This is a genomic window from Paenibacillus sp. FSL H8-0283, from assembly GCF_045040675.1.
In the GTDB taxonomy this organism is placed as follows: domain Bacteria; phylum Bacillota; class Bacilli; order Paenibacillales; family Paenibacillaceae; genus Paenibacillus; species Paenibacillus amylolyticus.
The window spans coordinates 3485546-3506377 of sequence record NZ_CP150295.1 but is presented as its reverse complement, the minus strand read 5'-3'; the positions used below and the strand labels follow the sequence as shown (position 1 = coordinate 3506377).

Here is a 20832-nt window from a genome sequence, read left to right as displayed (position 1 = left end):
CCGTTACCTCTCTTCTTTTAAGAACATCGTTAATTGGTGTCCGATCCAAATACCTTCACTTCCCATAGTCTTGGCGTGTACCAATTGTTGGGGTTGTTATGAAGTGCCGCATTTTGCATATTAATTCGTACATACCTGGCAGCAGTGCTCGATAGCGTATCTGATGTGAAACCGTAAGATGTATTATTAGTTCGATCCAATGCCACGGTCCAGTTTATATTATCCGTACTGGTCTCGATTTTGTATTTGTAATAACCTTCGGAGCCTTTTTGCATCCACCAGGAGATTTGCACATTATTCAACTGTTGAACAGAGCCGAGATCGACCTTCCACCAATGTGGCCAGGAACTGCCTGTGCCTACCCATTCGGTTTGATAGTTGCCATCATTAGCATAACTTGCCGGATTTGTTCCAGTAACCGTTTGGGCTGTTGCCGGTTTACCTTGTGACAGCAGTTTTCCATTCTGAACGGGAACGACAACATCATCGCTTGTGTTGTACAGGACTTGATCAAAATAATCATAAAATGCGTAACCATCAGAGAACCAAACGGGAAGCAGTCGTTCCTCTGTTGTTCCATTTTGCGTACCTGCCCAGCCGAACATCCAGCGATACGCAACCATAACCACGTTGTTGCCCGTATTTGGCTTCACCCGCATGACGGAACCCGACTGCGCCGAGAAGGTTGACGTGTTGCCAATCGTCCGCAATTCAGACCAATCTCCGTCTATGCTTGTTGCTGATGAATACAAGGGTATACTCGGATACCAACCTGCCGCTTGGGAAGAGAACAAATAATAAATGCCATCTTTTTTGATCATCTTGGGCAGTTCCCTGTGTTGATTTTGATAAATAACAGAAACTTGATGATCCACATCCAACCAATCGGAGGTTAACTTATATAAGATGGTGTCCGAATTATTATTGGCCGTAGAGATCAGATACGCCGAATCATCATCATCTTTGAAAATGGAGATATCCCGGGATTGGTTCCCTTCCGGTCGAAAGCTTTTGTGAAATGTAAAGTCTTCTCCAGGCGTGGCCGAAGCCACCGATACTCTGGCAAGTGTGTAGTCTGTACTGTTCTCATAGTGAGCCCAAAAAACAAATTTGTTCGTGGGCGCGTGATATAGGATATTGATCCCTTCAAATTTAGAGTTGGCCAGATCGGGATGATCCGTGTAGGACAGGACCACTTTGTCGTTACCGTAGGTGATGTCATCCGTTGACGTCTGTTGAATCATTTCGCCAAAACCGCCTGATGACTTTTGCACGAAATTGAATCTGTAGTAGGTGTCTCCCACTTTAAGTTCATTCGGGAGCATAAGCGTTGATTGCGTTGTGTTATCAAAAGTTGTGAGGTTTTCTGGAAGGCTGTAAGGGGTATATTCTGGCGAGACAGCGGAGGTTAACAAGGAAGTTCCGCCATATGCCTTCACTTGGTATTTGTACGTACTACCTATGTTGAGGTCATAATCATCCGTCGTTGTACCGGTTAGGGTCTGTAATAAATCATAGGGCTCATTGTTCTCGGATCTATATAACTCGTATGCAGTAGTTCCCTGGACAGGTGCCCAATGGATTTTGGCATTGGATACTTCGGATTCATTCTTTAGCACAAACAATGTTGCAGCAACATGGGTCTCTTCACCAGCAGCGTGAACGGTTTGAGCTGAGGACGTTAAATGAACTGTTAACAACATCAATGCAATGACGATAGCCATCCACGATTTACCTTTGATCATGTCTCATCATCTCCTTTTTTTAGAAGACCAACCTTCCTGTTGCCGGAAGGCTGGTTCAGGTGAAACTAGATTTTATTTCAAATTCATCAGTGTCATTACATCCGTCTCGCTGGCTTGGTTGTACCATTCATTAACTTCTTCGATCACGGTGTCTCCGCCTTTTTCATGCCACTGTTTCACAAAGGTATCAAATACTTCAAGCGGCTCATTGCCATATATGATTTTGGTGAACGTCTCTTGTTCCATGGTGGTCAACTGTTCCCACACATTTTGCATCGTTGGCGTTGGTGGACCGTTAAACTCATTTGGCAGTAAAACATCTCTGTTTTCATACGAAATCCGGTATCCGTCCTGCGTCGTTTGATCCTTCGAGGCGCTCTGAATGAGGACACCCGTGTCGGCTTTAACCCCATTCGCCAGATCGTAGTAGGATTGGCCGGGGCCATCAACACTCGGTGTATTTTTGGTAAATGCCATTTTCCCAACACCCTGCACAGCCTCTAATGGCGTATTGAATTTCGTTGGATCAAAAGTGACTTCATCGTTAACGATATCGTAATCGTATCCTTGAGCGTAGCCGTATTTGAACTCTCCCGTGCTGAACGCTGCGTCGTACATTTTATCGTAGTACAGGAAGAAGGCTTCCATGTTCTGAAAATCCTTGTTAAACATGAACACACCATCGTTCAACTGGGCGGATTGGTAGGTCTTATCACCGTTCACACCTTGAATGGTCGGATAAGCGCTGATTTTTGCACCCTCCACATTTTTCTCTACGTCCTTCACACTGTCGTACAGCCAAGGACGACCAATGATGATACCAGCTTTCCCCTCCGTAAAATCAGACAGTGCATCCCAGGCACCTTGGGTGGCCAATTCTTTGTTCAAGTACCCTTGTGCATACCAATCGCGTAACTTGGCAAGTGCCTCTTTGTTGCCAGGAGCCACAGATCCATAGGTGAGTTTGCCATTGTCGTTATGCCATTGCCTTGGAAGATGTTTGCCCGTGTATGCGCTGAATATCATGACTGGATCGCTGACCCAGCCCGTGTTGTAGGAATCTTTACCTGAAAAAGTAAAGCCGTATGTGTCTTTCTTGCCGTTCCCATCTGGGTCCTCATTAGTGAACGCCGCGATGACTTGTTCAAACTCATCAATCGTTGTTGGCGCTTTCAAATTCAATCTGTCCAACCAGTCCTGGCGGATCAACATGACTTCGCCTTCCGTCAAATTCGGCGCGATCGCCATTCCGTAGACCTTACCCTCCCTAACCACTGGATTGAAGGTGGTTGGGTATTGTTTGTATATTTCTTTTATCCGGTCAGGCATGTAGGTTGAGATGTCTTCTGTAATCTCCTTGACCTGCCCCGACTCGATCAGATCATTGACCAGCATGGTATCATAGACAGGCAGAACGTCTGGTAGTTTCTCGGAACCCGTCAGTGCCAGCCGCAGCTTGGTATTATATTGTGAAGCATCACCTCCCAGCAGGGTGGTTTGGATTTTGATACCCAGGTTTTGTTCGCCCCAACGGGTCAATACATTGTCATTCAACGTCTCACCGTTGATGTACTTTCCAGCATTTTCATCCTGTTGTTTGGCGATGGTAATTGTAAACGGTGGGTCATATTTTCCGTCCTTAAGCACCGATGCCGGTGCGGTCTCGGAAGCACTCTCCCCTTTGCTACAGCCAGCCATAAGAACAGCCGACAGCATAACCATACTTACCATTTTCCATAAATCAGTTCTTTTCTTCATGGAAACATGCCCCCTTCACTCATACTCAATTTGTTTGTCGTCATCCTAATTATTCTTTGACGGCTCCTAGTACAATTCCCTTCACGAAATATCGTTGTAAAAAAGGATAGACCAAAATGATCGGTAGCGTGCTTACAAAAATTTGCGCTGCTTTGATGCTTTGCTCCGACATGGCTGCAACTTCAGATTGGCTCATCGCCATATTTTGCATATTGCTCTGCACGACAACAGTCTGTAAGAACGAAGCCAGCGGATACTTACTTGCATCCGACATGTACAAAATCCCGTCAAACCAGGAGTTCCAGTGCCCCACCATAATGAACAAGGATACGGTCGCTATGCCAGGCAGAGATAATGGTAAATATATTTTGCTGAGAATTACGAAAAAGGAAGCTCCGTCAATGAAAGCTGCTTCTTCCAGGGCTTTTGGAATCGTTTTGAAAAAATTGACGAGAAGAATCAAATTATAAGCACCGAAAGCGCCCGGTAACACAAGAGCCCATATGGTATCCTTTAATCCAAGGGCTGTGATCAATATGTAAGAAGGTATCAATCCCCCCGAGAAGAGCATGGTAAAGATAAAAAACCACATGAGCACATTGCGTCCCCGGAATTCCTTGGACAAGGCATATCCTGCACAGGTAAGGATAAACATGCTGATGGTTGTACCCAATACGGTTCGAGTGATGGATGTCAGCATGGCACCGTTGAAATTAGAATTGTTGAACGTTTTTACATAGGCATCCACGTTGAACCCCACCGGCCAAAATGAAACCATATTACCGCTAATGGCCGCTTTACTGCTTAGAGATTGCGCCAACAGATGAAGCAGTGGAAGAAAACACGCCAGACCCGCCAGTATCATGAACGCGTAATTAAAATAGGAGAATACTCTATAACCTGTCGTTTTATGGTACATGATCCCTCTCCCTCCTTGTTAGAATATTTTGTAATTGGCATACTTATAGGCCAGCCTGTAAGAGACAACGATCAAGATCAAGCTAATTCCCGATTTGAACAGTCCTACAGCGGTCCCGAAGCCGTATTGCCCGTTTAACAAGGATGAACGGTAGACATAGGTGTCAATGATATCTCCCGTACTGTAGACAAGCGGATTGTACAGATTGAAAACCTGATCAAAGCCCGCGTCCAGAATATTGCCCAGACTCAGCGTAGAAATGACGATAATCATGGGCAACATGCTAGGCAAAGTTACGTATCGAATTTGCTGCCGGCGTGTGGCACCATCGATCTCGGCCGCTTCGTAATAAGATGGATTAATTCCCGCAATGGTCGCCAGATAAACAATCATGCCAAAGCCAAAGCTCTTCCACACATCGCTGATCACAACCGTAAATCGAAACAGATCAGGATCACCCAAGAAGTAAATGGGATCGTTCCCGAAAATACGTGTCAAGATGTGATTGATTCCTCCGTCTAATCCCAGAATGTCGATCATCAACCCCGCGACCGTTACCCAGGACAAGAAATGCGGCAGATACACCAGTGTCTGAACACTTTTCTTAATGCCCATATTTCGAATCTCGCTCAGCAGGATAGCCATGACGATTGGAACGATAATACCAACGATAATTTTAGAAACGGCGATAATTAACGTATTAACAATCGCTTGTGTGGCTTCTTTATACTGGAAAATTCGTTCGAAATTATCTAACCCGATCCACCGTGAACCTGTGATGCCCAGCCATGGTTTGTAGTCCTGAAATGCCATGAGCAAACCTACCATCGGGCCATAAGAAAAGATGCAGACAAACACAAATGCGGGAATACACAGTACGTACAAAGGCCAGCTTTTCTTGATTTCCTTTTTGAATGAAGTCCGCTGGGATAGCTTTGTTTTTGTTTTTTTCGCGGATCTGGCGGGTACAATCTCGTTAATGTTGCATACCTCCTCTATGATGGTTCTTCGAAAGCGATCCTTGAAGATAAGCTTAACAAAAGCGCTTTCACTCCAAAATGCCAAAATCTCAAGATCATCACCCCACCCTGAAGCACTTTAAAACCGCTTTCATTTATCGTCGTTGCTACCCTTCCGCTTTTTGAAGGTTTGGCTTATATTAAAGTTAATTCGATATGGATTTTAAACTTCTGCGTTTGGCGATATGAAAGGAAACATATATGATCAGAAAAATGTATATGAAGCGATTCATCTATTTCTTTGTTTTTTTTCTGCTGCTGACGTTAAGTTTGTTTTTCGTGATGAACCGATTAAGCTCCAAGACACTTGAAGAAAATCTGATTAGTGCTTCCAAAAACCAGCTTGATTATGTGAAAGGCATTCTTGACGGGATTATATACGAGGCTAATATGTACGGGGTTCAGTATGCGGCAGACAGTGATGTCCGGTTTTATCAGAGGCATGTTATCGAGCTGAGCAATTACGATTCCCAAATGAAGAAAAACGATATCGTTGATCGCTTGCGGCAAACGCTACTATCCAGTCGATCGATTGAATCGATCGGCATTTACTGGAAGTCTGAAGAAACATTTCTGTCCACCAACAGTACGCCGGAGGCGAGACTTCCGTTCAAGGATGTTCATCAACGGGGATGGCAAATCGTCGGCAATCGCTTGTATTACTTTGCCCTCTACCCTTACATCCAAAAATCCGGACAAAATGAACCGACTCAGTACGTCGTTGGTGTAAAGCTGAATACCGATTATTTGAAAAATCTGCTGAAAAAGGCTGTGAACAACGACAGCTCAAACGCTTTTTTTTGGTTTAATTCCCATCAGTTATGGAGTGAGAAAGAAGTCGACAACGATCTATTGAAAGCGGTTACCGATATGCTTTCTCCACAGCCGGAGATCACGTTGAAATATGATTATCACACCAAGTCGGACGATTACTATGTTCTTTCCCGATATATTGAATCAATCGACGCCTACCTGATTACATATACACAGACGAATGATTTTCTGCAACCGATTGACCGCAACCGCAAAGTTTTTTTTGCCAGCATTTTAGCCGTTTTCACGCTTGGTCTGTTTGTGATCTTTACGTTTTACCGGAACTATTACCGTAATATTCGTTTGTTGGAGCGGAAGTTTTCACAGGTTGAACAAGGCAATCATAATACTCGTATTACCGAAAATACGGATAGAGAGTTTTACAGCCTGTTCAGAAGTTTTAATCATATGGTTACCGAGATCCAGGATCTGTTCGTATCCTTGAAGACTGAAACGGAACTAAGACGAAGTGCGGAACTTCAACAACTCCAGGCTCAGATCAATCCCCATTTTTTGTACAACAGTTTGTTTTTCATCATGTCGGTGGCTCAATTCTCACCTGATTCTGTCATGCGCATGAGCAAACATCTAGCTGAATATTATCGTTATTTAACCAAGTTGGACCGGCATGAAGTCACGCTGGAAAGCGAGCTTCAGTTTGCGGAACATTTCTTGATCATTATGGCTCTTAGCAAAAAAATGGAGTACAGTATTGATCTGCCGCCAGAACTGTCCTCCCTTCACCTCATGCCGCTGATAATCCAGCCAGTGGTTGAAAATGCGATTCAACATGGCATTGAAGGACAACAAGGTGCCCATCGGGTGACGATTGAAGTAAAACAGACGGAGACTGCGATAACGATCAAGGTCTCCGATGACGGTAAAGGTCTTTCACTGGATGCTATCCGCAGTCTGGAGGCTCGGCTTGAGAGTGATACCCCGCCTGAAGGAATTAAAGGCGTAGGGCTCTGGAATGTAAATCAACGTCTGAAAAATACGTACGGCGAACGTAGCGGGTTACATTTTACTACTAATGATTGGGGCGGCTTGTCCGTGCTGCTGCTCATCAGCATTCCCGTGGTGAAAGGAGATAACTAATGCGATTATTAATTGTGGATGACGGACATTATGTCGTTGAGTATATGAAGCACTTGCTCGATTGGAACACCTTTGGCATTGATCAGATCGAGACGATGACCAATTCGATTGAAGCCCGAGAGATGTTGACTCAAAACCACATCGATATTCTGATCACTGACATACGAATGCCTGAGGTTTCCGGTATTGATCTGCTTCAACATATCCACCAACATAACTTGCCAACCAAAGTGATCATCCTTTCTGGCTACTCCGAGTTCGAATATGCGCAACAAGGAATCCGTTTAGGTGCGCTGGACTACTTGCTCAAACCTGTCGACAAAGATGATGTGGAGAAAGCCATGTCCAAAGCCATCAACAATATTACAAAGACTAAGCCCGCTCAATCTGTTGCATGGGAGAACTTCGATGGATTGGAGTATCTGCTTTCCTTGCTTGTTCACAATGAGACATTAAGGAAGCAATATGATGCGTATACTGAATTTTTAGGTCATCGTCGTATGTGCTGCTTCAAGCTGGAGGGTTTCACACAGGAACATGAGGATGCTATAAAACATGCTGTCGGAGACAAATTGGATCGTCTCGTGTGGGCTGCGGGAACGGGACTGTTCGGTCTTGTTCCGGAAGAAGCTGCTGCAGAACTGACCATCAAACTGGAGCAATCGGTCGCGTCTCCTCCATTTTTGTTGACTGATCGAAATTTGACCCGACAGATGTTCTACAGGTTCTTTCTTAATGAGGACGTATACTCAGACGACTTCAATGGCATATTCAACCATTCTCCGTCATGCGGTGATTGGGAGTCCGCGGGAAATATCATTAAAAAATATGATCACTTCCATCTCCATAAACAAAAAATAATCTTTCTCATGGAGACCATTCTATATGTATATCTAACGGATAAGGATCGCGATCCCTCTGAAACCGTGGAGTGGATATTCAACCAGTTACGGTATCCTGATGAACTATCCTCAACTCTCATGGATCGGGTCAGTCGAATCAGAAACAACAAACAGATGTCCATTCAAACTATCGTTGACAAAGTACAAACGTATATCGAAGACCATCTGTCACATGGCCTTAGCCTGGATGAACTGGGGAAAGTTGCACATCTCCATCCTGTTTATTTTTCCAAACTATTCAAACAAGAAACGGGCGAAAATGTGTCAAACTACATTTCCAGGAAAAGGTTGGAGAAGGCTTCTCAATTGCTTCAAGATTCGGAACTCCGTGTAGCCGATATAGCGCAGATGGTTGGTTACCGAAAAAATCAATATTTTATCCAGTTGTTCAAAGTCGAATATGGAGTTACGCCCTACCAGTACCGCAGAAATATGATCCATCAATGAGAACGAATAAATAATTTCATCAAATTGATATAAATCGGGTTGACCATGTAGCCATTTGGACTTACGGAATATCTTTTACCCGTGTCCAACCGTCGTATTTGTTCCATTTCCTTCTCATTCAACTCAAAGTCGAATGTTTCTTTGTTCTCTTTTATCCGTTGAGGATTCGATGATTTGGGGATGACAATAATTCCGCGTTGCAGATGCCAGCGCAAAATGACTTGCGCAACCGATTTCTGATGGCAAAGGGCAATTGCCACCAGCTCCGGATGCTCCAGCAGCGCTTTGCTTCCCTGCCCCAACGGTCCCCAAGCCTCATGCAGAATCCGATGCCGAACCATATAATCATGCAATTCGTGTTGCGGAAATTCCGGATGGGTCTCGATCTGATTTACCAACGGCGAAATCCGGGAATGTTTCTTCAGATGCTCCAGATGCCGGATCTCGAAATTGGCTACACCTATAACTTTGATTTTACCTGCGTCGTATAACTCTTCCATCGCCTTCCAGGCGTTCACGTATTGAGGACCGGCAAAATGAATCAAATACATATCGAGATATGTTACGTTCAGCTTCTGGCAAGTCTGCTCGAACGCCTTTTTCGTCGCACGGTACCCCAGGTCTGTCGTCCATACCTTGGAGGTAATGAAGAACTCCTCCCTGGGAATGCCGCTGTTTTGGATGACCCGACCTAGCGCCGCTTCATTACCGTAAATTTTGGCCGTATCGAAATGGCGATAACCCATTCGAATAGCCTCCTCGACAGTCCTTTCGAAGGTCCCCCCGTCTTTGATCTTATATAGGCCGAACCCGAGTTGAGGAATGTCCACTCCGTTTGCCGCTGCGACTGTCTGATTCATTCGCAACTCCCCCTCCCCGTTTTTTCTAATTGTTGTTCCGATGCTTGTTCTTCACATTGCGTTAGCAACTTTTCTATCTCGTTCACCAGGTTTTTCAACAATTTCAACTTGCTACCGGAGTCAAGGCTGTAATAGTTGAGAGTTCCTTCTTTACGAACACTTATTATCTGTGATTCTTTCAATATTTTCAGATGATGTGATACGGTCGGTCGGGAAAGATGAGTTTTCATCCTGATCTCTCCTACGCGCATGCCGGGTTTTTGCGGCCCTTGAATCAAGGCTATGAGGATGGCTTGCCGGGTTTCGTCACCGATCGCATTCAACACCTTCTGATTGTTCTTAAATTCGATAGCAATCGTGGTCGCAAGTTCCTGATCCAGGTAAATCATCCCCTTCCATTTAGAATGTGTAATACTTTTGTAGATACAGCCTATCACAATCTCGGATTCGGCTGTACATCGGGAAAGAAATTCAAGAACCTATTTTTTCCACGTCTTAAGAATACATTAGCAAAAGAAGAAGCCACCCCTGACGAATGGAGTGTCTTCTATTAATGGTTGTTATTTTTTTAAAAAGGCGTGAAAATTCCAATCAGTTGTTGAAGTAATGAGACTGTTTAAGGTCGGGAATCAGTGCAGGTTGCACTGGCCGCCATCCCATAAGTTCCTGAGTTGCAATGCTTGATCTCGGGATATCGAGCGATGCGAGTGTGCTGAGAAAGCCAAAATGGGCATCTGCCTCTTCGCGTGAAATGCTGACTACAGGTACGTTCAGCTGCTCACCAATAGCACTCGCGATGTCGCAAAATGGTACTCCTTCATCTGCGACCCCATCTAGTCGTGAACCAGCGGGTGCCTTTTCTAACGCCAGACAATATAGATGCGCGGCATCAAGGCGATGCACAGCCGGCCAGCGGTTGTTCCCCTCTCCCACATAGGCTGAGAAGCCCTTAATCTTGGCAATATTGATCAGGCTCGGCACAAATCCTGTGTCACCCTCACCGTGTACCGATGGACAAAGCTCTACAATCGATGTACGCACTCCACGCCCTGCCAGCGCTAACACCATGTTCTCCGTTGCCACTCCATTCACATGTGTGGTGATTACGAACGGCTTGCCAGATCCTTCAAGTGCCGCCCCCATCGCTTCTACGGCATGCAGATCTGTTGTGAGTGCTCCAGCGAAGTTCGAGAAGTCGTGATGGAATGCCAGATGAATGACGCCATCCGCAGCAGCTGCACCACTACGGAGGCTGTCAAGATCGTTGATGTCACCGCGGTGTACTTCGGCCCCGGACTCTTTTAGTTTCGCTGCACTACTGTCTGAACGCACGAGACCGATGACCTGATGCCCCCTTTCAATAAGTTCGCTGGTGACAGCGGAACCGATGTAGCCTGTTGCTCCTGTTACGAAAACGCGCATCATGAAATCCTCCTTAAGTTACTCACCCTCATTGTATAACTATGATCACCAAGCAATGGGTCCATCCTCATCTGAGAATGTTCCTGTTGGGCCATCCGCTCCAATCATCGCCAGCCGGACCGCTTCACTAGCCCCTTGTTCAACACTACGAGTACCAGCAAAATTATTAAGCGCAGTGGATGTGAAGCCTGGACATGCCGCATTGACCTTGATGTTTGTTGATTCAAGCGCAAATGCAAAGGCAAGTGTCACCGCATGAACAGCTGATTTTGATGCCGAATAGGCACCAAACATCGCACGATGCGAGTTTTCGGGAATAGAGTTCCAGCTAAGGGAGCCGCCGGTACTGCCTATGTTGACGATACGTGCTGCCGGGGCCTCCCGCAAAAGTGGCAACATCGCCTGCGTAACAGCAATAACTCCAAAAACATTAGTCTCATAAACTGTACGAATATCTTCAAGCGAAGCAACGGTCAAAAGACCACTCGTTGCACCACCATTTGGAAATGGTTCACCCGATCTGCCTGCGTGCGAGATCCCCGCATTGTTCACGAGTACATCGAGACGACCAAATTCGTTCCGAATACGTTCTGCAGCAGCAGCGATGGAGTTTTCATCTGTAACGTCGAGCTGGAGAGCGTGTGAATCTGAACCGATGCTTTTTGAGGCAGTTTCTCCATTCTCGAGGCTGCGAGATCCAACGAGCACGGTGAATCCTTGTTTCGTGAGATCCTTCGCAATTTGAAGGCCGATACCTTTATTAGCCCCGGTGACCAGAGCGACAGGTTTATCTTGCATAGTTATAATCTCCTTTTTTTGTGATTGGTGGGTCCATATGAACTAAGTTGACACGTCAACCTTGGATCAAATTTAGCACATTGAAGTTGACGCGTCAACCATGTTATTATGCTCCTATGGATAAAAATGAACTTAACGAAGAAGAAATGCGAATATGGCATATGTGGAAAGGTTCCTTTCAGACCATCTTCGGTCGTATCGTCAAAGATATGGCCGATCACTCAGGATTGTCAGAGGGTGATTTTGGAGTATTGGACCGATTAGTCCTTTTTGGGGATGGTAGCCTTCGCCAACAGGAATTAGCCGACTCTATGGACTGGGATAAAAGTCGATTATCTCATCATCTGAAGCGTATGGAAAAACGTGGACTCGTGATGAAGAAACCATTAGACAACGATCGTGGAGTACAAGTCAGTATCACTTCTTCTGGAAAATCAATGTTAGATGATGCCCGTCCCTACCTCTCCAAGGCAATACGCAAACATTTTTTTGAACAATTAACCGAACAAGATATCGAGTTGATTACTAAACTGGCGGAAAGGACAAACTCAAGCTCTTAGCGTCTTATCTAGCTGCCCTCTCGACCACGTTTGTTAAAGGTGAGCTTCTAACAAACGTGGTTTTGGTTTGTCAACCAACGTAGAAGGTATATGAAAAATACGTGTCACTTTGTGAGGATTTAAGTTTTTGTTTTCAACATCTAACATGCCATTATCTGGTCACAAATCGAGATGATGGCCTCTACCTTGTAAACAATTAAAATCGTGCTATCCTTAATGATGAGGTGGATCAGATGGCAAATATTCAAGAGATTGCACGTCTTGCAGGCGTTTCTACAGCAACCGTTTCAAGGGTAATTAATCGACATCCTTATGTAAGCGATTTAACAAGAGAAAAAGTCTTGAACATCATTGAGCAATTGGATTATGTCCCTAATTCGAATGCAAAGTCCTTAAAAAATGGAGCGACAAAAGTCATCGGTGTTATGGGTGTTACTTACAATCCCCTTTTGATGTCACTTGTCCGTTCATTCCACATGATATCCCAAAAATACGGATTCAACATTATGCTTTTTATGACAGACGGAGATCGTGATAAGGAGCTTGTAGCGCTTGAAATGTTACGCAGTAAACAGGTGGACGCCCTTCTTTGTCTGGTACGGACGATTGAGTGGGATATCATCGAATCCTATACGAAATATGGGCCAATTGTAACATGGCAGCGTCTTACCAGCGACACCATACCGTCCGTATTTATGGACCAATATCAAGGTTATACGCTGGGTCTCGAATATCTGTATGCCAGAGGTTATCGTAAAATTTTGAACGTGTATTCGTCCAAAGGACAGAATACCTTGGAGCGAATAAGAGCTTATGAGGATTTTGTACAGAAGCATGGGTTGAAGAACACTGGCTTTCCGCAATTTCATAATAAAGTCACCATTCATGATGGTGAGGAAATAGCGCGATGGTGGATAGAACAAACGGACAAGCCGGATGCCATTTCCTGTTCGACTGATGAGGTAGCAGCAGGTATTTTAACGGAGATTCAACGCTCGGGGTTTTCGGTTCCGGATGATGTGGGAATCATGGGATTTGATAATACAGACAGCGCTCACCTGCTGGATCTGACAACGATCCATTACCCCGTGGATAAACAAGCAGAGAATGCCTTTAATATTATTATGAGTATGCTGGAAAATTCGGCATCCAATCTTCATCCTCTTCAGTTTAGACTGATTGAACGAAAATCTACATAAAACAACATCCATCCTTTTAAAAGAAGAAAAGAGCCCATTTGAGATCATGAGTTCTTTTCTCTTCCATCCCGTTAAACTTCATGAACGAACAACATTCAGGCCTGTCCCTATATGAGGGACAGGCCTGAATGACTTCAATCTCTAAATAAATTATTTGTGAAATTGCGGAAGATGTTCTTTATGCGCTTCCAACATTTCATCTAAAACTACCTTAGCAATGTCACCGCTGGTAACGAGCGGATTAAGTGTGAATGCTTGTAGAGCGGTTGCATAATCTCCTGTGACCGCTGCTTCGATCGTCAGTTCCTCCATTGCCTTCATCACCTGCAATAGCCCTTTTTGTGCGGACGGGAATGCGCCAAAGTGAACAGGCTCTGCACCATGGGCTGTAATGATACTTGTAACTTCGATGGCACTGTTATATGGTAGATCGCTAATTGCTCCGCGGTTCTGTGTGTTGACTACCATATGCGTTCCCTTGTTGTTATATACGGAATTAATAACTTCACAAGCTGCGTCGCTGTAATAAGCACCTCCGCGTTTTTCCAATTCCTTAGGCTTGTAATTCAGGTTAGGATCTTTATAAAGTTCAAACAAACTTTCCTCCAGGCGTTTCACAACCTGCCCGCGAGTTCCTTCGCCATTGACCGCTTCTACTTCCTCTTCAAGCATGCTGTCGGTCATGTAATAGTACCGGTGATAAGGACAAGGCAGCATACCCAGTTGGAGAATTTGCTCATACAAGAAACGCATACTTTTTATATTTTCGACCATTTTTTCTGGCTCGGCATCAGGACCGTAGAGCTTTTCGATGGCCTGTTTAGTTAGCTCTTTACCATCTCGGTCATAAATTTTGTGCCAGTGAAGGTGATTAATACCGGCAAATTTGAAGAACAGTTCCTCTTCATTTTTTTCCAGAACAGCAGCTTCATTCTTGGAGGAAATAATCGGAACATTGCACAAACCAATGACCTTCTCCCATTTACCATATTGGAGCACAGCTTCCGTTACCATTCCCGCAGGGTTCGTGAAATTGATTAACCAAGCATCTGGGCAAAGTTCCTTCATGTCCTCAACAATTCCAAGAACGACCGGAATGGTACGGAATGCTTTGAACATCCCACCTGCTCCGTTGGTTTCCTGACCAATCATCCCATGGCTAATCGGAATCGTTTCGTCCTTAATACGAGCTTCCAAAAGGCCGACCCGGAATTGGGTGGTGACAAAATCGGCATCGGCCAACGCTTCTCTTCGATTAAGCGTCAAGTGAATATCACAGTCGATTCCCGCCGCTTTTACCATCCGTTTAGCCATGGCTCCTACAATTTCAAGTTTCTCTCTTCCTGCTTCAATATCTACAAGCCACAATTCACGTATTGGAAGTTCATGATGCCGTTTGATAAAACCTTCGATCAATTCTGGGGTGTAACTCGATCCGCCGCCAATCGTCACAATTTTTAATCCCTTTTTCATTTTGAAGTCCTCCTTGTTCTATTGTGTTCTCAATTTGGACTCTATCTTGTGTAATGCATTACATGTCAAGAACTTTTTTAGTGGAATTAAATGGGATTAATTTGTAACTTGAAACCGCTTTATCACTTGTGCTATAGTTACCTCAAATAAGGATTGTGACCGTTGATTCGGGCAATACCTAAGAAAGTTTGAATGCCGTTAACCAATTGGCGGCGTTTGAACTATCTTAGGTTTTTTTTATGCATATTGCAGAAAACAAGGAGCCGATGCACATGATTATTGAAAAAGTATTAAACAATAACCTTCTGCTGACCCGCAATACAAAGGGGAAGGAAGTCATCGTTATGGGTAAAGGCATCTCCTTCCAAAAAAGTGCAGGTGATGTGGTCGATGAACACAAGATCGATAAAATCTTCCATTTAGCCGAGCATGCATTTGCTGTAAAAATGGCTGAACTGATACATGAATTACCCGCCGTTCATTTCGAAGTTGTGAACGAGATCGTAAAACACGCCAACCATGTACTTGGTACTGAACTCAGCGACAATATTTATCTGTCGTTAACCGACCATATTAGTTTTGCCATCCAACGTAAGAACAAAGGTATGGAGATTAAAAATGCCATGCTGTTCGAAATTAAACGTTTCTATAAAACGGAATTCAGTATCGGATTGGATGCTCTGCAGTTAATCAGCGACATGATTGGGGTTTCGCTCGGGGAAGATGAGGCTGGTTTTATCGCCTTACATGTCGTCAATGCCCGACTTGACGGCACTGAAATGAAATTGACGATAAAGATGACTGAAATTGTCAACGAGATTTTGAAAATCGTCACGTACCATTACGGCACTGTTCTTGATGAATCGAGCTTAAATTATTCACGTTTTTTAACACACCTTCAATGTTTCGCCATGCGCTTATTGCGCCACGAGATTCATGAAAGCGGCGAAGATTTTTTATATCAGCAGGTGAAAAAGACTTATGTCAGAGCCTTTTCTTGCACTTGCAAGATCAACGAGTACTTAGAAAAAACGTATGTACAGTCCTTAAACAAAGATGAATTCGTTTACTTAACCATTCATATCCAGCGGCTTACTGAACGAAGCACTTTATAGCCCTATTTCTTTCAAGCTAAAACTTCATATACAACACATTAGGATAAAGGATTGTGACTGGTAAAGCAGGCAAAACCTGGACTGATGGCAAAATGATTTTTCTTTTTATTTTGCCACGAGTTCAGGTTTTGCTGCTTTTGGAAGTGAAACGATAGAAGCCGGCACATCAGGAACGAACAGCTCACAACCTGAGATCAATTACCCATCATGAAGGAGGCAATATGCTATGAGTAATAAAGACAAAGAACTGTCCATACGTGTTATTGAACTTGTTGGCGGTGAATCTAATGTGAATGATGTATATCACTGTGCAACCAGGCTTAGATTCACCCTGAAAGATCATACAAAAGCGAATGAACAGGCGTTGAAAAATACAGCCGGAGTCATCACCGTTGTGAAAAGCGGCGGTCAATTTCAAGTCGTCATCGGCAATAACGTGTCCAAAGTTTATGAAGGAATCATGGAGCACACCAACCTTCAAGATGGCGGCAGCAAAACGGATACTAAAGAGAATGCAGAAAAAACAGGAATATTCGGAAAAACCGTAGATCTTATTTCCAGTGTTTTTTCCCCGTTGCTCAGTGCGCTAGCTGGAGCTGGATTGCTCAAAGGTCTGGTTGTTTTGTCTGTGGCGCTCGGCTGGCTAGATGACACCTCAGGAACTTATCTAATTTTAAACGCGGCATCAAGCAGTGTATTCACCTTTTTGCCCATATTTTTGGCAGTTACTGCCGCAAGGAAATTCAAAGCTAATATGAACGTATCCTTGGCTATTGCAGGAGCCCTGGTCTTTCCGACCATTTCCGCTGCGTTTAATAGCGGTCAAACTTATGATTTCTTAGGCATCCCCATTGTGCTTGTCATGTACACTTCCACCGTGTTTCCAATCCTTCTGGCGGTGTGGGTTCAATCTCATATAGAAAAATGGTTCAACTCGATTATTCACCAGTCTATCCGCAATATTCTTGTGCCGATGCTATCGCTTCTAATTGTCGTCCCGCTTACCATTCTTGCTTTTGGACCGATCGGCAACAGTGTTAGTCAGGGGTTAGCTAGCGGTTTTACCTCACTCATGCAATTCAGCCCAATGTTGGCAGGAGCAGTCACTGGTGGTTTCTGGCAGGTCATTGTTATCTTTGGACTTCACTGGGCTTTTCTTCCAATTACACTTAATAATCTGGCGACAATAGGCTATGACTTAATGCGGCCGATGTTGACCGCAGCCGTGCTGGCTCAAGCCGGTGCTTTGCTCGCCGTTATGCTGAAAACCCGCAATTCACAGCTTAAAACCCTTTCCGGATCTGCTACGATTACTGCAATTTTCGGAATTACGGAACCAGGCATTTACGGGGTTACTTTACGATTGAAAAAACCGTTCATTTACGCATGTATTTCCGCAGCGATCGGGGGCGCAATTATCGGAGTCGGGGGTGGTCGGGCAGTCGCTTACTCACTTCCCAGCCTGCTCGCTTTTCCTACTTACGTAACAACGGGGTTCGCCTCGGTTGTGATCGGTGTTTCCGTATCTTTTGTCCTGGCTTTTCTACTCACGTTGCTGCTTGGATTCAAAGATCTTGAGGCTACTGTTGAGGAGCCGCAGACTGAAACTTCTGGACAGGAAAAACAAGCGATTGAACAAAACGAATCGCGGTTGAACAAGGAAATCATTGTGAGTCCGCTGAAAGGCAGTGTTCAGCTACTTGAAGATTTGCCTGATCCCGCCTTCTCTTCAGGTGCCATGGGACAAGGGCTTGTCATTGAACCCACTGATGGAATTTTGGTATCGCCAATCAATGGTGTCGTAACCACCGTATTCCCTACCAGTCATGCGCTCGGTCTGACCACGGACAGTGGCATGGAGCTTCTGATCCATATTGGAGTGAATACGGTAAAGCTAAAAGGACAATTTTTTGAGAAAAAAGTTAAAGAGGGCGATCGGGTTTCTTGCGGGCAACTGCTTGTAGAGTTTGACGCGGAGCAAATCCGGACAGCGGGTTACATCACTGCCACCTCAGTCATCGTTACCAACTCTGCCAACTACTTGGACGTGTTAAAAACTACCGAGCAGGAAGTGAAGCAAGGCGATTATCTAATGTCGGCGGTAGTCTAACGATTGGAGATGGATTACCTGTTGGTAATCGAACTATTTTCGGGTTATATAACTGTCTACTAATTCACTTATTCCGTATGATCCAAAGAAGCCACTCCGGCAAAGGAGTGGTTTTTCTCTGGATAGCACTTTCCGTTTATTTATCAGCTACAATTGTAAATTCCCATGGAAGTTTTCGGTTTGCCAATCACGATGTCGGATGAAACTCTTGGACCAGTAGGCATCTCTGACTCCACGCTTAACTAGATAATACCAAACGCCTTGTTTCATGAAGACGAAGCAGTTTTGTTGTGATTTTTACATTTCTAATCTATATGAGCGATTAGCTAAAATTACTCAAGTATATATAATCATCAGTACATCTACCAATTTTCAAAAACTCTCTTTTAGTTTTTGAAAATTGGCATATCCTTAAGTAAATTTTTTAAGTTTATAGCATCCCATGGAAGATGTTCTGTGATACCTAGTCCAACAACCGTAGTTAACAAGCTAACTTCTTGTATTAAAGGTATCAGCTCTGTAAGTTGCATCGTACCCATACGAGTATGAATTTTGTCAGACAGCGGCTTAGCAAATGACAATGACCTGAAAATCTTCGGATCAAGTACATCCAAATCCAAATGAATTACTACGTATTTGATTTGATTTTCTGAAATCCAGTCCAATATTGGTTTATTATTATCCTTTAATTCGGCGCTAGTTGCTGAACTAATAGATAACCTAGAAATAAGTTCCGATTCATGTTCAGTTGTTTGAACAAGTCCCGCTAACATAACGTTCTTCGGTAAGAAAGGCTTTTTAACCTTTTGAGAAAATTCTGGCGCTCCCTCACCTAACAGATTTCCTAATATATGAGCATGCCCGTTGGGCGTCACCTCTGGGGTTGCCACGTCAGGATGTGCATCGATCCATAATAGTCCAACTTCACTATTATAACGCTCATTTAAATAGGCGAATGGCGCTTGTTCAACCAAACAATCCCCGCCAAACATAACAATTCGATCGGGTTTATAAGCTTCAATTAAATGAGTTGCTGCATCCAGTTGATTCAACAATTGGTTCTTACCTACGATTCCTCCTAAAATACCTTCCTCTGTGTGGAGAGTCATATCTTCACTATAGGATACAGGTACTTTAACTGTCGTATGATTATTGTTTTCTGGAGCTAACCATGCTAGGAGCTCAGCTCCAAGAATATAACTTGGTTTGTTTCCTCCCTGCCACTGGGGCATTAGCATGCGTAACGTTTTAACAGTTTTATTATCAGTCACTTGTTTGTTCTCCTATCTAATACAGATGTAGTTCTTATGAATGCTACTAAGGAGACTAACTATATGAAGAAAGTGCTTCTGTTCCTTAATATCGATGGTCCCTTTCATTAAGCGCATACTTTTGAAGCATTAGTATCTTAATCGTTAAGGATAGGCATTTTCTGAAGTAGTTGTTTTAAGTTTATTGCATCCCATGGAAGATGTTCGGTTATCCCGAGACCAACTACATCAGTGACATCACTAACTTCATTGATCAATTTTGCTACCTCAAAAAGTTGCATTTTGCCCATAGGAAAATCAATCTCTAAGTCTGATAACGGATTTGCAAAGAGCAATGATCTGAAAATTTTCGGGTCAAGAACGTCCAGATCCAAATGAATCACCAAATATTTAATCCTATTCGTTTCGATCCAATCCAGCACAGTTTTGCTACTTTCTTTTAATTGAGAACTGGACGCTGATTTAATTGATAATCTTGAAATTAGTTCCGATTCTTGGCCAGTCGGTTGATCTATTCCCGCGATCATTACGTTCTCTGGACGAAAAGGCTTATCTACTTTAGCAGCGAATTCAGGAGCTCCCTCACCTAATAGATTACCCAATACATAAGTATGACCATTGTAGTATTCTTTTGGTGTTGTTATATCAGGATGCGCATCAATCCAAAGTAATCCCAACTCACCACTGTAACGTTCGTTTAAATAAGCGAATGGGGCTTGCTCCACTAAACAGTCTCCTCCAAACATGACAATTCGGTCTGGTTGATATGCTTTGATTAAATGATTTGCCGCATCAAGTTGATTTAATAATTGCTCTTTTCCCACAATATCACCTATAATACCTTCCTCTTTTTCCAAGGGGGTATCATCGCTCATTGAAACAGGTACTTTAACGGTTATATGCTTGTTATTCTCTGGAGCTAGCCATTCAAGAAGCTCAGCTCCAAAGGAGTAATTAGGATTATCTCCCCCTTGCCATTGAGGCATTAACATACGCAACGTTGTCGAATTTTCTTTGCTTTTCATGATCTTTTCTCCTTTACATCGAGGTACAATTTAGTATACATGAGTCACATATTATGAATAGTACGCACTTTTATGATAGGTACTTTCCAAAAAGATAGTGTGTAACTTATAGATGAATTCCACAGGCGGTATCAAAGGTTCAGGCATCTTTCGTTGTTATCTGAATAAGAACGTTAAAATCACTTTGAAATGGATATTTCCCAATATTAATTAGTATATAATTGCAACCCACTAATTGAATGTCTGTTTTCTACCTTAATTGCCACAGGTCATCCGTTTAAAACGACCTATGGCAATA

Annotated in this window: 17 protein-coding genes; 6 read left to right on the top strand and 11 right to left on the bottom strand. The window is 43.7% G+C overall.

From position 1 onward, the window contains the following. Positions 1 to 29: 29 nt before the first annotated feature. The 4 genes from MHI52_RS15740 to MHI52_RS15725 form a co-directional block, all read right to left on the bottom strand. Positions 30 to 1745 carry a discoidin domain-containing protein gene (locus MHI52_RS15740; RefSeq protein ID WP_051447402.1) on the bottom strand — a complete coding sequence of 572 codons (1716 nt, stop codon included), beginning with the start codon at positions 1743 to 1745 and terminating at the stop codon, positions 30 to 32. A 72-nt stretch (positions 1746 to 1817) separates the two neighbouring features. After that, a complete protein-coding gene (locus MHI52_RS15735) occupies positions 1818 to 3503 on the bottom strand; it encodes a hypothetical protein (RefSeq protein ID WP_076253113.1) in 1686 nt (561 codons plus the stop codon). Positions 3504 to 3552: 49 nt separating this feature from the next. Continuing rightward, entirely contained in the window at positions 3553 to 4422 is an 870-nt protein-coding gene (locus tag MHI52_RS15730; RefSeq protein ID WP_017688372.1) for a carbohydrate ABC transporter permease, read from the bottom strand. A gap of 18 nt (positions 4423 to 4440) precedes the next feature. Then, positions 4441 to 5325: a sugar ABC transporter permease gene (locus MHI52_RS15725; RefSeq protein WP_036616097.1), complete on the bottom strand. Its 885-nt coding sequence runs from the start codon at positions 5323 to 5325 to the stop codon at positions 4441 to 4443. Between the two features lie 317 nt (positions 5326 to 5642). On the opposite strand from MHI52_RS15725, the gene MHI52_RS15720 reads away from it, so the two are divergent. Together MHI52_RS15720 and MHI52_RS15715 are read left to right on the top strand one after the other, a co-directional pair. Beyond that, a complete protein-coding gene (locus MHI52_RS15720) occupies positions 5643 to 7352 on the top strand; it encodes a sensor histidine kinase (protein WP_036615670.1) in 1710 nt (569 codons plus the stop codon). Beyond that, complete coding sequence (locus tag MHI52_RS15715) at positions 7352 to 8701, top strand: response regulator (RefSeq protein WP_076253112.1); 1350 nt, start codon at positions 7352 to 7354, stop codon at positions 8699 to 8701. The genes MHI52_RS15720 and MHI52_RS15715 overlap by 1 nt, the downstream gene beginning before the upstream one ends. Here the strand turns inward: MHI52_RS15715 and MHI52_RS15710 are convergent. The 4 genes from MHI52_RS15710 to MHI52_RS15695 all read right to left on the bottom strand — a co-directional run bounded on the left by MHI52_RS15710 (position 8695) and on the right by MHI52_RS15695 (position 11781). After that, positions 8695 to 9561: an aldo/keto reductase gene (locus MHI52_RS15710; protein WP_076253111.1), complete on the bottom strand. Its 867-nt coding sequence runs from the start codon at positions 9559 to 9561 to the stop codon at positions 8695 to 8697. The genes MHI52_RS15715 and MHI52_RS15710 overlap by 7 nt on opposite strands. Then, complete coding sequence (locus MHI52_RS15705; protein WP_047843023.1) at positions 9558 to 9950, bottom strand: helix-turn-helix transcriptional regulator; 393 nt, start codon at positions 9948 to 9950, stop codon at positions 9558 to 9560. Before MHI52_RS15705 ends, MHI52_RS15710 begins: the two co-directional genes overlap by 4 nt. A 202-nt stretch (positions 9951 to 10152) precedes the next feature. Next, positions 10153 to 10983, bottom strand: a complete 831-nt coding sequence (locus MHI52_RS15700; RefSeq protein WP_076253110.1) for an SDR family oxidoreductase — start codon at positions 10981 to 10983, stop codon at positions 10153 to 10155. A gap of 45 nt (positions 10984 to 11028) precedes the next feature. Further along, entirely contained in the window at positions 11029 to 11781 is a 753-nt protein-coding gene (locus tag MHI52_RS15695) for an SDR family oxidoreductase (RefSeq protein WP_076253109.1), read from the bottom strand. A gap of 116 nt (positions 11782 to 11897) precedes the next feature. Here MHI52_RS15695 and MHI52_RS15690 point away from each other — a divergent pair, with 116 nt between their 5' ends. Both MHI52_RS15690 and MHI52_RS15685 read left to right on the top strand, forming a co-directional pair. Continuing rightward, positions 11898 to 12341 (top strand): MarR family winged helix-turn-helix transcriptional regulator, encoded by a 444-nt coding sequence (locus MHI52_RS15690; RefSeq protein WP_076253214.1) that lies wholly within the window; start codon positions 11898 to 11900, stop codon positions 12339 to 12341. Positions 12342 to 12574: 233 nt separating this feature from the next. Continuing rightward, the gene (locus tag MHI52_RS15685; RefSeq protein ID WP_076253108.1) at positions 12575 to 13540 is read left to right on the top strand and encodes a LacI family DNA-binding transcriptional regulator; all 966 of its coding nucleotides are present in this window, start codon (positions 12575 to 12577) and stop codon (positions 13538 to 13540) included. Between the two features lie 150 nt (positions 13541 to 13690). Here MHI52_RS15685 and MHI52_RS15680 read toward each other — a convergent pair whose 3' ends face one another. Next, positions 13691 to 15013, bottom strand: coding sequence for a 6-phospho-beta-glucosidase (locus MHI52_RS15680; protein ID WP_076253107.1), 1323 nt, complete (start codon positions 15011 to 15013; stop codon positions 13691 to 13693). Positions 15014 to 15285: 272 nt separating this feature from the next. On the opposite strand from MHI52_RS15680, the gene licT reads away from it, so the two are divergent. After that, a complete protein-coding gene (gene licT, locus MHI52_RS15675) occupies positions 15286 to 16128 on the top strand; it encodes a BglG family transcription antiterminator LicT (RefSeq protein ID WP_076253106.1) in 843 nt (280 codons plus the stop codon). Positions 16129 to 16354: 226 nt separating this feature from the next. Then, positions 16355 to 18238: a beta-glucoside-specific PTS transporter subunit IIABC gene (locus MHI52_RS15670; protein ID WP_076253105.1), complete on the top strand. Its 1884-nt coding sequence runs from the start codon at positions 16355 to 16357 to the stop codon at positions 18236 to 18238. Between the two features lie 386 nt (positions 18239 to 18624). Here MHI52_RS15670 and MHI52_RS15665 read toward each other — a convergent pair whose 3' ends face one another. Both MHI52_RS15665 and MHI52_RS15660 read right to left on the bottom strand, forming a co-directional pair. Beyond that, positions 18625 to 19476: an arginase family protein gene (locus MHI52_RS15665; RefSeq protein ID WP_076253213.1), complete on the bottom strand. Its 852-nt coding sequence runs from the start codon at positions 19474 to 19476 to the stop codon at positions 18625 to 18627. 170 nt (positions 19477 to 19646) lie between these two features. Further along, a complete protein-coding gene (locus tag MHI52_RS15660; RefSeq protein ID WP_036671243.1) occupies positions 19647 to 20534 on the bottom strand; it encodes an arginase family protein in 888 nt (295 codons plus the stop codon). Between the last annotated feature and the right edge of the window lie 298 nt (positions 20535 to 20832).

What these genes read in the sequence shown, in the direction of transcription:
- MHI52_RS15705 (WP_047843023.1), bottom strand. Translation starts at nt 9,950, where the DNA reads ATGATTTACCTGGATCAGGAACTTGCGACCACGATTGCTATCGAATTT.
- MHI52_RS15670 (WP_076253105.1), top strand. Translation starts at nt 16,355, where the DNA reads ATGAGTAATAAAGACAAAGAACTGTCCATACGTGTTATTGAACTTGTT.
- MHI52_RS15695 (WP_076253109.1), bottom strand. Translation starts at nt 11,781, where the DNA reads ATGCAAGATAAACCTGTCGCTCTGGTCACCGGGGCTAATAAAGGTATC.
- MHI52_RS15740 (WP_051447402.1), bottom strand. Translation starts at nt 1,745, where the DNA reads ATGATCAAAGGTAAATCGTGGATGGCTATCGTCATTGCATTGATGTTG.
- MHI52_RS15700 (WP_076253110.1), bottom strand. Translation starts at nt 10,983, where the DNA reads ATGCGCGTTTTCGTAACAGGAGCAACAGGCTACATCGGTTCCGCTGTC.
- MHI52_RS15680 (WP_076253107.1), bottom strand. Translation starts at nt 15,013, where the DNA reads ATGAAAAAGGGATTAAAAATTGTGACGATTGGCGGCGGATCGAGTTAC.
- MHI52_RS15660 (WP_036671243.1), bottom strand. Translation starts at nt 20,534, where the DNA reads ATGAAAAGCAAAGAAAATTCGACAACGTTGCGTATGTTAATGCCTCAA.
- MHI52_RS15730 (WP_017688372.1), bottom strand. Translation starts at nt 4,422, where the DNA reads ATGTACCATAAAACGACAGGTTATAGAGTATTCTCCTATTTTAATTAC.
- MHI52_RS15715 (WP_076253112.1), top strand. Translation starts at nt 7,352, where the DNA reads ATGCGATTATTAATTGTGGATGACGGACATTATGTCGTTGAGTATATG.
- MHI52_RS15685 (WP_076253108.1), top strand. Translation starts at nt 12,575, where the DNA reads ATGGCAAATATTCAAGAGATTGCACGTCTTGCAGGCGTTTCTACAGCA.
- MHI52_RS15690 (WP_076253214.1), top strand. Translation starts at nt 11,898, where the DNA reads ATGGATAAAAATGAACTTAACGAAGAAGAAATGCGAATATGGCATATG.
- MHI52_RS15735 (WP_076253113.1), bottom strand. Translation starts at nt 3,503, where the DNA reads ATGAAGAAAAGAACTGATTTATGGAAAATGGTAAGTATGGTTATGCTG.
- MHI52_RS15710 (WP_076253111.1), bottom strand. Translation starts at nt 9,561, where the DNA reads ATGAATCAGACAGTCGCAGCGGCAAACGGAGTGGACATTCCTCAACTC.
- licT (WP_076253106.1), top strand. Translation starts at nt 15,286, where the DNA reads ATGATTATTGAAAAAGTATTAAACAATAACCTTCTGCTGACCCGCAAT.
- MHI52_RS15665 (WP_076253213.1), bottom strand. Translation starts at nt 19,476, where the DNA reads ATGCTAATGCCCCAGTGGCAGGGAGGAAACAAACCAAGTTATATTCTT.
- MHI52_RS15720 (WP_036615670.1), top strand. Translation starts at nt 5,643, where the DNA reads ATGATCAGAAAAATGTATATGAAGCGATTCATCTATTTCTTTGTTTTT.